The 15,400-nt window shown below is 42.8% G+C and carries 4 protein-coding genes; all 4 read left to right on the forward strand.

Annotated elements, in window-relative coordinates:
• The first annotated feature begins 31 nt into the window (after nt 1-31).
• Complete coding sequence (locus tag RGQ13_RS07385; protein WP_348392911.1) at nt 32-4,402, forward strand: S8 family serine peptidase; 4,371 nt, start codon at nt 32-34, stop codon at nt 4,400-4,402.
• 97 nt (nt 4,403-4,499) lie between these two features.
• Nucleotides 4,500-7,547, forward strand: a complete 3,048-nt coding sequence (locus tag RGQ13_RS07390; RefSeq protein ID WP_348392912.1) for a TonB-dependent receptor plug domain-containing protein — start codon at nt 4,500-4,502, stop codon at nt 7,545-7,547.
• Nucleotides 7,548-7,765: 218 nt separating this feature from the next.
• Complete coding sequence (locus RGQ13_RS07395; protein WP_348392913.1) at nt 7,766-10,906, forward strand: leucine-rich repeat domain-containing protein; 3,141 nt, start codon at nt 7,766-7,768, stop codon at nt 10,904-10,906.
• A gap of 932 nt (nt 10,907-11,838) precedes the next feature.
• Nucleotides 11,839-15,333, forward strand: coding sequence for a hypothetical protein (locus RGQ13_RS07400; RefSeq protein ID WP_348392914.1), 3,495 nt, complete (start codon nt 11,839-11,841; stop codon nt 15,331-15,333).
• The last annotated feature ends 67 nt before the right edge of the window (nt 15,334-15,400 follow it).

Here is a 15,400-nt window from a genome sequence, read left to right on the forward strand (position 1 = left end):
CTTACGTAAAGACTTTATTGTGAGAAATAATATGAAAAACGTTATCACTAAGATGACATTACTAGCTGCAAGTATAGCCGTTAGTGCCATAACCTGGGCCGAGTCAAATAATGACGGGCCTAAGTTACCATTTGCCACGAGCACACATGCCGAGCGCCAAACGACTGATATTGCCAGCATTAGTCGCACTAAGCAGTCTTTGACTAATGAATATTTTGTTATTCTTAAACAGCCACCACTGGCTCTATATGACGGTGGCATTGATGGCTTAGCGCCAACCAGTCGTTTAGGCAGTAAACATAGCAATACCACAGCGAAAGGCCTACTTAATACTAAAAGTCTCGCTTCTAAAAGATACAGAAAACACCTTGCCAATAAGCAACTTGAAGCGCAAAACCATATAGAGTCAAGATTGAAGCGCAAAGTCACCATTAACCGCCGTTATGATACGGTGTTAAATGGTTTTGTTGCTGAGTTGAGCGACAATGAAACCCGTTTATTGCAACAGCACGACGCCATTAAATTTATTGAAAAGGTCGGCTTTGATCAAATCGATACCGATTCTGGTCCTTCATATTCGGGCGCCGATAAAGTTTGGTCAGGCACTGCCGAACATGGCACTGCCGGCAACATGGGTGAAGGCATTGTAGTTGGGATCTTAGATAGTGGCATTGCCTCGTTTTTAGAACCGGTAGATGACATTTTCGACACCGAAAATTTACCGCCGTTTCACCCTTCGTTCACCGATATTGGTGGCGACGGCTTTGATCATACCAACCCGAAAGGTAAAGGTGTTTATATTGGTGATTGTGCTTACACTCCCGCCACCGAAAATGAACCTGAACGTGTGGCCGAGCCTAACTGGTGTAATGATAAGCTGATTGGTATTGTCCCAATTGGGGTTTATGCCAAAGATATTATTAATGGCGATAATAACGAATCCCGCAACCGAACCGGACAGGATATTAATGGTCACGGCACGCACACTGCGTCTACTGCAGCCGGTAATGTTGTAAAAAATGTTAAAACCGAATCGCAATTAGGCAAGGGCCTGCGCCATTTGTATCAGGAAGATTTTACATATGAGCAAATTAGCGGTGTAGCACCACACGCCAACATTATCGCCTATCAGGTATGTTCACCGTTGGGCTCTTGTAATCAAAGTTATGCCCTTGAAGCAATTGAACGTGCCGCTGATGATGGTGTCGATGTAATTAATTACTCCATTTCAGGGGTTGCCACCTCACCTTGGTATCATGCACAGGCATTAGGATTTCTTGCGGCGCGCAAGGCCGGACTAAATATTTCGGCCTCGGCAGGTAACTCGGGTGCAGAAGGGGCGTCCTCTATTCGTACCCCAGGTAACGCACCTTGGGTTACTGGTGTTGGCGCCAACTCACATAACCGTGGCTTTAACGATAAGGTCTTAACGCTTGTTGGCGGTCCGGCAGATTTTGCCGAAACTGAATATATTGGTAAAGGTGCTACCTCAGCATTACCGGCAACTGAGGTGGTTTTTGCCAGTGACGTTGAATTTACTGGGGAAGGAACTCATAGTCATACTCATATACATAGTATTCTTGATGAAGAAAAATATTATCATGAAAGCGATGACGCACATTCTTATCCAGCCTCTACACTAGATAATCCAGTTGCCTATGAACATACTCATGTTCATAACAATATGGATGCTTATGATGTTTATGGTATTCAGGGCGCGTGTGGCGAAGATTCTATATCAGCCGAGGCGGTGGCCGGCAAAGTCGTAATTTGTAATCGTGGTGGCCGCGACACTGAAGGTACGCTTAGTCGCTTGATCAAAGGTTATGCCATGCATCAGCTTGGCGCTAGTGGCTTGATTTTAATCAATACCCTAGACTCATCTGAAACCCTAAATAATGATCATCATACTCTTCCTGCAATCCATCTTAACCGCAAGGATGGCCGTAAACTATTGGCTTGGTTAGATCAAGGTGCAGATCATAAAGTGGCGATCAATGCCTCTAATTTGGTTGCTGATGATGAAATAGCCGGGGTAATGGGCGGTTTCTCTGCACAGGGCCCAGACTCGTTTAGCCTTGATTATTTAATACCTGCTATTTCGGCGCCGGGTGTCGGTATATTAGCTGCCGGTATCGGTAAGGGCATGAAAGATTATCGCATTAGCAAAGCGGCTCAAAGTGACATAGATTTCCTTTATATGGATGGTACCTCAATGTCTACGCCACATGTCACCGGAATGTATGCATTGCTCAAAGCTGCTCAGCCAGAGTGGACGCCAGCACAGGCGCAATCAGCGCTAATGCTAACCGCGGCAAGTGGTTTGAAGGTTATCGATGACTATGTTGACGGTGAATATATTTATAAAGATGCCAACTTTCATTTAACCGGCTCAGGATTAGCCCGCGTTGACCGTGCAGTTGCGTCAGGACTAATTTTGACTGAAACCTTCGATGGTTATATGGCGGCAGATCCATTTGGAGATGTTCCTGGTATGGCCATTGTTGATACTGACGGTACGACACCGGCAGATCCTAACCTACGTGAAGAAAAAACACGTGTGCCGGCTGCTGGATGGCATGGTAAACCTGAACGTATGAATTTAGCCAGCCTGTCAAAAGGTGCATGTGATTACCAATGTAGCTGGACTCGAACCTTTACAGCGACCAAAGATGCTACTTGGAATGTATCGTTTAGTTATTTAACCGAAGGTATGGAACTCACTACCAATATCGAGCAAATTAGTGTTCGTGCAGGTGAAGATTTTACCTTAGATGTTAGCGCGAATTTAGTTGGCGAATTAAAATCTGTGTGGAGCTTTGGTCGCGTACATTTAACCGCTACTGATAGCGATATTCCAGTAGCATCATTGCCTGTTGCGGTTGAGTTCGTTGCCGGTAGTACGCCAAAAGACGTAAACATTAGCGCGCATCGTGATGTTGGCACTGTTGTTGTTGAAGATGTTATTACCGTTGGTACAGAAGACTTAACTTTTACTAAGTCGGGCTTGTTTAAGTCTGAAGTATTTGTTGGCGAAGTTCAACGGGCGGCAAACCCAACCAATCTATACCTGGATTATACTAAAAATGACGGCTTAGGCTTTCACGTAATTCCGTTAGCTATTCCTGCTCTTGCTGGCCGTTTAGTGGTTGAAGTGCTTGAAACCAGTTCACCGGATCTTGATATATATATTGGTGTTGACCCTGATGGTGATGGCCAAATGCATCCAAACGAAATGACCGACATACGTTTTTGGAGTATTAAACCTGGTGCTAATGAATTTCTTGACTATGAACAACCAAGAATTGGTCAATATTGGATTTTAGTACACAATTTTGGCGACCGTTTCAATGACTTCCAAGATGACGCGTTTGATCCTGCCAATCTGATTATCGATGATTTTAAACTAGCGGTTAGTGTTATCACCGAAGACAACGACAGCTTAACCGTTACTGCGCCAAAGGAAGTGTCCCGAGAAGCCGAAGTGGCAATGAAGATAAACTGGGAACTCGACATGGATGAAGGTGATAAAGCCTACGGTATTATAAAAGTGAGTACCGCAGAAGCTATCTTAGATAACGTTGGTACAATCAACGTTAACTTAACCAGAGCCAGCGACGATGTACAACTATCACTTGCCAGCAATGAAACAGAGCAGACATTAGCAGGCTTTAATATCCGCTTTGCTGAAAATAACACAGGCCAAGACCGCCAGTATCAAATGTCAGTTGACTTAGTTGCAGGCAGCAGCGTTGAATTGCTCGCTTTTAATGCCAGTAACAATGGTCAAGCAACGAATGCTGATCTACAAGATGTTGAATTTAGCCAGCAGGGCGATACATTGACCTGGTCATATAATCACCCCAGTGGTAGCGCCGCCAAAACCGCCTTATTGATGGTCAATTATGCCGATGTACAAGGCTATATCGACCTGACACCAACGGTATACTCTGTACTTGATAACGCCGACAAAGGTGAAATTTCTGGTATTGCCGAGCCGGTAATGGTTTATGCTCGACCAGTATTTGTACTTGCTGCCACTGAGCAACTCGTTGATCCAGGTAGCACCGTCACCATAGTTGCAAGCGTTGAAGATGCAGTTATTGATAATGCCCAGATCCGTTACCAATGGTCTCAGTTACAAGGGCCTAAGGTGGCTTTTAGCAAAGATCAAAACAGCATTACCTTTACTGTACCTGACAATGCCGATGGTAAACATTTTGAATTTTCGCTTATTGGCTCAAATGGTGTACTAGAATCGAAAATCACGACGATAAATATCAGTGTAACCGGTGAAGATGTAAATGCCGGTAGTTCAAGTTTGTCTATGTTGTTTTTCACCATAATAGCTTGTTGCAGTCGACGCAAGTTAATGCCAATCGCTAAGAATAATAATCAGTAACAAAAAATAACATAAAATCCAGAAATATTGAGCACTTACATGGCTAAGTGTCGGTGCTCAATAGGTCGAGAAATCGATATTTCTGTGGGAGAAAATTTTGAAAAAATTAAGTTTTATTACTGTTAGCATACGAACCGGACTGGTTATTGGTATGGTTGGCAGTGCAAGTATTTATGCGGCGCAGCAGCCATTAGCTGCAATTGAAGTAACCGCAGTAAAAACGAATACAACTGCTCAACTAGATAACACCAATCAAGATGAAGCAGACACTGCTGACGAGCAAGAAATTGAACGCGTAGAAGTAACTGGCTCACGCATTAAAGCAGTTGATCTTGAAGGAGTAAGCCCGGTTGTTGTGATCAATGCCGAAGAACTTGCGGCGAAAGGTTTTTCTACCGCATTTGATGCATTAAAAGATTTAACCCAAAACACCGGGGTAACCCAAGGTGCAGAATCGGCGGCAATGGGCGGTTTCACCCCCAATGCGCAAACGGTAAGTTTACGCGGTTTAGGCAATAATCAAACTTTAGTGTTAGTTAATGGTCGTCGCATGGCCGATTACCCGTCGCCTTATAATGGTGCCTCTAACTTTGTTAACTTATCTGGCATCCCTATGGCCGCAATTGCGCGCATTGAAGTGGTAACTGCCGGTGCCTCAGCGGTATATGGCTCAGATGCCGTTGCTGGGGTGATGAACATTATCACCAAAAAAGATGTTGAAGATACCACCTTGAGTGTGAAAGCGGGTACGACCACGGAAGGTGGTGGTGATGAAGCCAGAATTCAACTGGTAACCGGTTTTTCAGGTGACCGCTTTAGCCTGACTACCGCGATAGAATATCAACACCAACAGCCAATTTATTCAGCCGACCGTTCATTTATGGACTCGGTTGATGATGGCCCTGCAGGGCATCAATATTTAGACCGTGGTATTGTGGTTGTCGATGAAATGGTGCGTTTAGGTTTTTATCAAGATGATGAAGATACTGAAGACATTAACGAAGGCCGTACGCTTTATCGTGATCCTGGCGAGCAAAACTGTACAAACTCGGCCTCGGGTTACGAGTATAGCCAGCGGGTTATTGATGAAGGTACAGATGATGAATATGACTATGGTTTTTACTGTGGTGTAGACTTGTCGGGTACTCGCAGTATACGAAATGAGCGTGATACGGTATCAGCATATGTCAGTGGCATTTATGAACTAACTGATGACACCGAATTGTTTGCCGACGTAATGTACACCCAACAAGATGCGTTTATTCGCAGTGGCTTTCATTATATTAACTCTCCTATTATTGAGTACCGCCCTAATGGCGATGGTAATATGGCTGCGTTGGCTGACGATGATAGCAAATACGAAGGCGCCGAGTTCTACGATTACCATACCGAGCAGCGCTTATTTGCTGAACACGAATTAGGCTTTAGAGACAGCGAGGTTGAAGACACCTCGTTAATGATGAATGTGGGTGTTAAAGGTTTATTGTTTGATCAATATGACTGGGATATCACCTTCAGTCGCAGTGAAAATGAAAACAGCCAATCATCAAGCCAAATGAAAGAAGAATTGGTTCGTAACCTATTTTTAGGGGACGTTGGTGAGTTTTGGGCAGTAGATTACTCAGATGGCAAGGGCAGTGTTGGTATATTTGATCCGATCACCGCAAATACTCGTGAACAACTTATTGGCCGCCAACTAACGACTGCCGATTCTTATTCTAACTCAGTAACGGCGGTAATTTCTGGTGAAGCCTTTGAACTGCCAGCGGGCGATGCCTATTTTGCCTTAGTGGCCGAGTGGAATAAGCAAGGGTATGACATCAATTTAGATGATCGCATGTTAAATGATAGTGGCATGGGCTGGTGGAATCTCACCGGTACCGAAGGTGGTGGTGACCGCTCTCGCTATGCCGTAGGTGTCGAGCTTGAAGCGCCGTTAATGGCTGCAATGAGCTTAAAACTTGCGGGTCGTTACGATCAATATGATGATGATACCAGTGAGGTTGGCGGACGTTTTTCACCGCAACTTGGTTTAACCTATCAGCCATTAGACAATGTGTTGCTACGGGCAAGTTGGAGTAAGAGTTTCAGAGCGCCAGATATGCATCGGGTGTTTGCCAGCGATGGTGGATATTACACCGTTGCCGTAGATTTATCGGCCTGTGAGGATCAGTATTACCAAGCAGAACGTGATGAAAACGGTGATTTTCCTGACGATCTCGAAGCCTTTGACCCACAGCAAGCTCGTTGTCCAACTCAGTCGGTAAAAGGCAACAGTAAAGGCTCTAAAACCTTGAAAGAGGAAGAAGGTACTAACTACGGCCTTGGCGTTGTTTGGGATATCAGCGATAACTTAAATATGAGTTTTGACTGGTATACCATTGAGCTTGAGCAAGTGGTGGTTGGTGAAAGTGTTAGCAGTATTTTACAGACCGAATATTACTGTAAAGATCGCAGCAATGCCGATCCTGAAAATCCAGACTATCCATTTCCGGTAACTGAACGTCCAGACATTGTGCCGGGCAGTGCCCAATGTATCGAAAATGATGCAAAAATCAGCCGCTCAGACAGTGGTTTTGCCGGCGAACAAATCGATGCGGTTGCTACCTCGCACTTAAATGCAGCAAAACAGACCACCGAAGGTGTTGATGCTAAAATTCGCTACTTTACCAGTACCGATTTTGGAGACTGGACAATGCAACTTGCCTGGACTCATACCCTAGATACCAGTTCACAATTTGATCAGGAAAGTGAAGAAATTCACAGCCGTGATTTATGGTGGAATTTCGATGCGCGTTCAACTATGAATGGCCATATTACCTGGATGCAAGAAGAGTTAGCATTAACACTTAGTGGCCGCCGTGTTGGTTCAATTCCTATTTGGAATCAGCCAGAAGAGTTCAGTGACGAAGACAGCTATCATTTTGAGCAAGTACAAAGGTTAGACCCTTATTACACCTTCAATTTTACCGCTGCGTATCGGGTGACTGAGGGCTTATCGATGACTGCACAAGTGGTGAACATCTTTAACCCTAGACCGCCAAAAGATGAATCACATACCGCATGGCCTTACTACAATGGTGGCATATACGGCGGTGCTTCGATAGGTCGTACGGTTAGCGCCGAGATCATTTATGTATTTTAATTACTAATTTAATCGCAATGGCCATATTTAACCTGTGGCCATTATTTACACTGTTTGCATAATATTATCGTGTTTATCGATACAAATAGCGTAGCTTAGCTAAAAGATATTTGTACTTGTGTACATAAATGTTGTGTGATGAAAATATTTAATACCCACGCTTTACCACAGTTAACTTTAACTTTTGGTACGCGTTGTAAACGTTAATAGAGGAAAATATGACGTCTCATATATCACTAAAAAGAATGATACGCGCTAGTTTGTTGACTAGTTGCGCCATCCTCACCGGTTGTGGTGGCAGTAGTGCAGGAGGTGGTACATCACCAAATATTGAGCCACCGGCAAATGTTGCACCTAGCGTTATTATTGACGGCACTAATCGTGCCCAAGAACGCTCAACTATCACCTTGCTGGCAGTCGCATCCGATGTCGATGGCACTATCGCCAGCTATAATTGGCAAGTGAGTGGTGCAAACGTAGAGCTTATTGGACAAGACTCTTCGGCACTTACTCTTACTTTACCTAGCGTAGATCAAGACACTGCTTTTAATGTTACCGTTGAGGTGACTGATAATGATGATCAAAGCGCTTCCCAAACTTTGGTGGTAACCAGCGAAGCGATTTACGATACTATATCAATTCATGGCTTGGTGACCGATGAAGTCATTTCTTATGCCGACGTGCTATTAGAGGTCGGCGATCAGCAATTTACCACCCAAGCCGATAGTTTTGGCCATTATTTTTTTGAAGATATTGAAGTTAATGAGCGTAACTATAACGCACTGGTGAAGCTTAGTGCCTTTGGTAACAATAACTATAGCCCTGGTCCAGGGGTAGAATTCGTTTCATTACTGGCAAGTTTTAATCACTTGAAGCAAGCTGCTGGGCGTGACGGTATTTTAGAGATGCATGAGCTGCTCGGTGTTAATATTACTAACTATAGTACTGCCCAGTTTGTGCTAGCTGAGCAAATCCATCTGCAGAGTATTGCTGAAGCGGCTTCAAATGACGGCTATAGTATTATTACTACCGACGTTGAACTTGAGCAAGCCGTTGCGGCAATAAATGCCGAACAGCTTGTTGACTTAGCCGCGGTGATTAAAGTCATTGTCGATAATGAAGAATTTAGCTTACCGCAAGGTGTTAACAGCACGTTAGAGTTGGCAGCAGATGCTGAGCTTGTTAGCCAAAGCAAAAGCGCAATGCTGTTAAGCCAGCCAGATATCATCGAACAAACCATTTTAGTGATTGAAGCCGATGAAAATTTAGTTGAAAACCCCGATTTTGACAACGACGGCATTCCTGACCGTGAAGATGATGATATTGACAACGATGGCGTTTTAAACGACGACGATTTTTTCCCGCGTGATTTTGATCAGTATGCGCCGCTACTCGGTATGATCAAAGATCAATTTCAGACAAATCCAAACGGGGTAGCACCGCTATACACTTGTATTAATATAGCCAGCCATGATGTTGAAGCTGGAGTACCTACGGCTGATATTTCGGTATTAGAAATTCATACGCTTAAGTGTGCAATCATTAGTGCTGCAGCTGAGCCGGTATTAAAATACTTTACTAATCTTAAACATTTAAACCTAACGGGTAGTGCGGTGTCACCAAATGCGCTGAATGATATTAGTGCAATTGCCGGTTTAACCAAGCTCGAGTCACTTAACCTTGGCTTTACTCAGGTTAGCGATTTCTCTGTTGTGGCCAATTTAACCAATTTAGTCGAGCTTGAGCTAAATAACACCACTGGTTTCACTACAACTGTGCTTGCTAATTTAAGTCAGCTTGAGCGTTTAAACCTAAGTAATACCGGTATTTCAGTTCTTACCGGTATAGACAATGCGACCAGCCTAAACGAATTAGAGCTCTCAAATAATGAGCTGACAGACGCTGGCTCATTAGCAGCTCTACCTGCGCTTACCTCTTTACAACTAAATGATAACCAGCTTAGCGTAATGCCAGTGTTAAGTGCGAGCGATTCGTTAACCAGCCTTAATTTAGCCAATAACACCCTTAACGATACAGTCAACTTAAGTGGATTAACGGCGCTGCAAGCCTTAAATTTAAACTATAACCAGGCAAATAATGCTCAGGGTTTAAATATTAATGGCTTGGTGTCATTAACTGAGCTGCGCACGTTAGAATTAATTGCCAACAATATCACTGATGTGAGTGCTTTAGCCGGCCTGACGGCATTGACTGGTTTAGAGTTAGCCAATAATACCATTGTTAACGCCAGTCCTTTGGCGTCGTTACAGCAGTTAACTCAGTTAGGCCTGAATAACAACCACATTAGCCAAATTGGCGATGAGCAAGGCTCGCTTGTTGATTTGACTAAGTTAACGGTATTCAATTTAAGCAATAATCAACTCAGTGACATGCCGATATTAGCCGGCTTTACGCATTTGACAGAAATCAAACTTGCCAATAATCAAATCGGAGATTTAACCGGGATTGTTGAATTAGCTAGCGTATCGGAATTAGACTTAACTAATAATAACTTAACATCCGTTACGCCATTATTGTCATGGAGCTCACTACCAGCTCAATTACTGTTATCAGATAATGACATTTCATGTGGTGACGGTAGTGCCCAGCAAATCATCAGCAAAGCAGAACAGCATCAAATCAGTTTGTTTTTAGATGACTGTCAGCCAAAGTTAACGCTGCTCGATGATGTCTCAGGACTAATCTGGAAGCTTGATATCTTTGGCTTACCATCGACAGGAGGCACGGGCGGTAGCTCAGCACCAACGGGGCGAACCATTTCTAATGACGGTATTTTGTGGAAAGAGAGAAACAATTGTGTGTTTGTTCAGCAATATATGGATGCTCCTGTTTGTTGGACTCACGTAATGTATTCCCTTGATTGTGTTGGCTCGGCTGGCGATACAATGCTGGAATGTAGAAATAATGCTCTTCCTGCGGGTCACTACCCACCTATGCAACTGGATGTAGATTACGGCCGTAAAGCAGACAATATCTTTGTTAATGATTTTAGCGCTCGTTCAATATTATCGGTGCTTGGTGTTTATCATAAAGAGGCAACAGTAACCTGTAGTGAGCTCGATGAAAATAGCCTGGCAAGTTGTACTTTAACCAGTGACTTATTATCAGGGGATGCAATAACCTGGCAACAAAACCACACGTTTACCACAATGCCAAACTGTAACGGTAAAGAAGGCGAAAGCGTGGCCATGTGTATACCTACTGCAGCAACAATAGGCCAAGACGTATACGACCCTGCGCAAAGTGAGTTTAGTTTTGAACTAGATTTAACCACCAGACCGATACAGTCTCGGGAAGAATCAGAGACTTGCGATCCGAATACTCCAGGATCCTGTTAAGCTAGTTACCGCTTAGCGGCCTTAAGCCATAAGTTAAAACCCGGATATATGCAGATATACCCGGGTTTTTTACTTCAGGGATGAAGGAATGGCAATCTAACATGGATGTTACAAGATTGGCTCAATTCAGGGATGAATTAACTTAGAATTGCCAGGGATGGTATAAATTCTGTTACTTCAGGGATGGAATGTCAATCTGACATGGAAGTTATAAGATTGGCTCAATTCATGGATGAATTAACTTAGAATTGCCAGGGACAGTTTTATTCACATGCCTCGGAAATTACTCCTCGATAATCTCCTGCATTATTCTACCTACCTACGTACGTCCTGTACTAGTGTATGGCTCTAATAAATGACATCCATGTCGAAATGTGATCAGGGCATACCATATACAACATCCTTGCTAAAATGTGATCTCGGCATATATAACTTCCATATTGAAAACCACTCATTCAGCCCCTCGAAAAATCCGCCTAATAATTGCGTCCATTCGCAAGTACATAAAGGCACACTCAGTTATAAACAAAGTTGATTTTAGATAAGTCATAGCCGAGATAAGCGAGAATTAAGCTGGGCTGCCGTAATCATTAATAACAACACCTACAAGTTCAAAAACTATTCCACTCACCAGTAAAGTTAAAACATAATCGCAACGTTATTTAATTTTCCTTTTTTTGCTAAGTTATTGTTTTTTATGTAAATAGAAAACAAATAAAAAATTTATTATTAATAAAACGAAGGCTGGGCTGTTGTTTTTTATCACTGTTTTTCATATTTATAACTCAGCAGTTTGTAAACCAATAAACTTAAATAACTGTACCTAGATTTGAGCTCATTCTCTTTTATAGCAATGACTTCAATCTGAGCATGGTCATAAATAAAAATTAAGGTTTACTCACTGAATTTAAGTTAAAACAATAGGAAATTTCATGTCTAAGACAGTAAAATATAATAAAAGTACTCTAGCGGTAGTGATTTCATCAGCATTGCTTAGCGCCTGTGGCGGTGATGATACTACAGTAGAGCCAGCAGCAGTAACTGCACCCGTTGAAGTAACTGCACCAGTTGAAGTAACTGCACCAGTTGAAGTAGCTGCGCCAAATGTTGTTATCGAAGCGCCAGTTGCCGTAATGGCTTCTGTTTCAGGCAGTGTTATCAATGGTAAAACTCGTGCTGCTGTAGCAGAGCTTGCTATTGACTTGCACATTAATGGTCAGACTCTTTCTACAACATCTGCCGAAACCGGTAGTTTTTTCTTCGCCGACTTAGCCCCTGAAAGTGACTACATGTTAGTAGTTAGTTCAAGCGACGGTACTATGGCTCCAGCTTATTACCAAGGTAAAACATCAGCGACTGGCCAAATTGTTCAACCAATCAGCGTATTTAATGCACGAACAGCAAGTGTTACTTTAAACGATGTTAATGGCGGCAAAGTTGAAGGCATGCAATTATTCATCGAAGGTAACCATTTCTTAGCTGACGATGTTTCAGCATTATCGGCCAAAGGTTACATGGTTGCGGTAAACGATGTTGTGGCAACAGAAGCAAACGGCGTTTATACTTTTAGCTTGCCAGATAATGGCCAAGCATTCCCAATTACTTCGGTAGGCATGGATAGCATTGAACTTGCTGACGGCACATTAGATGATATCTCTGCCGGTGACAATGTGGTTGAGCACAGCTTTGCCAAAGCTGATATGGATGCAATGCAATATACCCTTAACTTTAATTTAACCGATGAAAATGGCGAAGCCACTTTTGCCGGCGAAATGTTAGAGGTTGTTATCGCAGGTGATACTTATTCTGCAATGAAAACGGCAGACGGTGCTTATAGTGTTACTCTTGGTGTTGCGGCATTAGATGCTAAAACTATCACAGTATTAGCAACAGGCGAGAAATTAACGCTTTCAGTAGATGCTCTAATTGCAGACCCAACAGTTTCTTTCGACGTTACTATAACAACAGCAGATCAAGAAATAATTGATACTGAAGTACCTGACTTTGGCTATGAAGTGGTTTCTAGCAGTTTACTTGCTAACAGTGAGTACCAGGTAGTGATCAAGTTTACTCACCCGGCAGAGATTGTTAATGAGCCAGTGTCATCTCATCATGATTTTGAATTAGTTGCTTCGACCTGGGATATGGGGCAAAGCATGTCAAGATATCAGTCATTTGAAACGATTGATGGCCAAAGGGTTTACCACTTTGCTGGTCAAGGCTGGTATGCTGATAACAAAGTATTAACGGATGCAGAGCAAGCATTAACGGATGCAGAGCAAGTATTTACTGATGCTGAGCAAGTAATAACGGATGCTGAACAAGCTATAGCGGCTGCAGAGCAAGCATTAACAGATGCTACCGATGCATTACCTAATGCACAGCAAGCATTAATAGATGCTAACGAAGCTTCAACAGCTGCTAGTGAAGCATTAACAGCTGCTACCGATGCATTAACGGATGCAGAGCAAGCATCAACAGCTGCTGACGATGCATTAATAGCTGCAGACGATACATTAACGGCTAATTACGCGACATTAACAGCTGCTAATCGAGCTGTGCCTGTTGTTGAAGAAGATGTTGCTGCTGCATTAGCTGCTGCAACTGCTGCAACTGCGGCTGTTGAAGCAGCTGAAACAGTTGCTTCCGATGCTGCTGCTGCTGTTACTGAAGCTGAAGCTGAAGAAGATGCGGCTAATACTGCTGTTACTGATGCTGTGACTGCAGTAGCTGCTGCTGAGACTGCTGTTACTGATGCTACTAATGGTGAAGCCGAAGCTATCGCTGCTGCTCAACTAGAAATTACAGACGCTGAAGAAGCTTTTACTGTTAAGCAAGTAGCTTTTGCTATTGAGAAAGTAGCTGCTGAAAGCGCTATTGTTGATGCTGAAGCAGGTGTTACAGCTGCTGAAACCGCCATTGCTGCTGCTGCAGGTAGTGTAATAGCTGATTTCAGTTATGAGATACCAATGGCAAATAATGGTCAAAATGCGTCAGCTAACCCATTAAACAAGTCAAACTGGCATGAAAACAACTTCCCATCTTCTTATTCAGGTACTACGTCTCCACAAGAGGGAAAATATTACAAAACCTCTAGTTATTATATGAGTAAAAGTCAATACGCCGGTTTCGCGTTTATAAACTCTGGTTTATTAAATGGGATGGCCAAATATAACTCTTGGCGCACACCTTATGCCAATGTTCACCCAGATCACATAGAAGGTGATGAAACGTCGCCAATGTATGATTTTGTAACTGAAAATAAAAATAGTTGGAACAAAGACCTACATACAGTGAAATTTGTGGCGGTAGATGGTGAACTGACTGATAAAATTAGCTATTACCAAAATGATGCTACTGAGCCAACAACTATGGTGCAAGAGTTAGTTACCAACCAAGGTTTGATTTCTGGTTACTATGATGCAACTAGCAATACAGTTGAGCAAACATTAACCTATAGTTGGAATGCAGACAAAACGGTACTAACCATGACGGGCGATGTTAGCACGGTTAAAGATGGTATGACTTATAGCCTAACTGCGACAGCATTAAGCTTGCACGATAACTCAAATCTTGATGTAGTTAACGTATCTACAGCGGCTAATAAAGCCGAGTATACCTTAGCTGATATCAGTGCTGATGATGGCGATCAAACAGATAACCAAACGGCCACGGGCTACTATGATGGTAACCAATATGTAGCAAGCATTACTGCTGATAGCCATTATTCGGCTAATACTGATATTAGTGACCTACAAAAAGTTTCTTTACCTGGTTCAACAGTCGGCTACATCGGTAGAACTCCGTCTTATGACAACTATTACTACCAAGGTGGCTATACAGCTAAAAGTACGCTACCGGGTTATAATGAGAAATTTGGTGCTTATAATAAGAAACCGAATGTGTCGAGTGCGCCAATATCAATAATTTCACCAGTGGCTCTAGACGGATTTATGAAAATAACTTCAGTTGAGATTATGTATGCTGAAATTGGACAAGTTGAATGTCCAGAAGGGAGTGTCTGTAATGGCGGTGATGTGCCACTTTGGGATAACCCATTAGAAGGCACAATTGAAATTGATGGCTTGATGGTACAATTTGGCGACACCCAATTATCAGGTGGGCAAACTGTTACCCCGACTATTAATGTAGGTACTGACAGGAGTGCTACTTTCTTCATGACTGACGAAGGTCAACAGAGCGTAGCTGCCGCTTATGGTGAAGAAGTGTCTTTAGCTGTAGGTTATAACCCAGCTGTTGCGGGGAAAGTGTTCTACTCTTACCCAATCCCATCAATTGTAAATTCTATTGCATGGTCACAACCTGAAGGTAAAAAAGGTGTGTATGTTAAGTCAGTGACTGCTGAGCTTAATATTACTATCGACGGTAAGTCGTATAAAGAAGAGAAAACATTCTTAGTACACTAATCGGTTAATATAACTCGTTAATTTAAAAGCTCCTTCGGGAGCTTTTTTTTATTCAGGGAATAATCAA

The organism is Thalassotalea psychrophila, assembly GCF_031583595.1.
Lineage (GTDB): Bacteria > Pseudomonadota > Gammaproteobacteria > Enterobacterales > Alteromonadaceae > Thalassotalea_A > Thalassotalea_A psychrophila.

Coding starts and splice junctions, on each gene's coding strand:
- RGQ13_RS07400 (WP_348392914.1), top strand. CDS start 11,839: ATGTCTAAGACAGTAAAATATAATAAAAGTACTCTAGCGGTAGTGATT.
- RGQ13_RS07385 (WP_348392911.1), top strand. CDS start 32: ATGAAAAACGTTATCACTAAGATGACATTACTAGCTGCAAGTATAGCC.
- RGQ13_RS07395 (WP_348392913.1), top strand. CDS start 7,766: ATGACGTCTCATATATCACTAAAAAGAATGATACGCGCTAGTTTGTTG.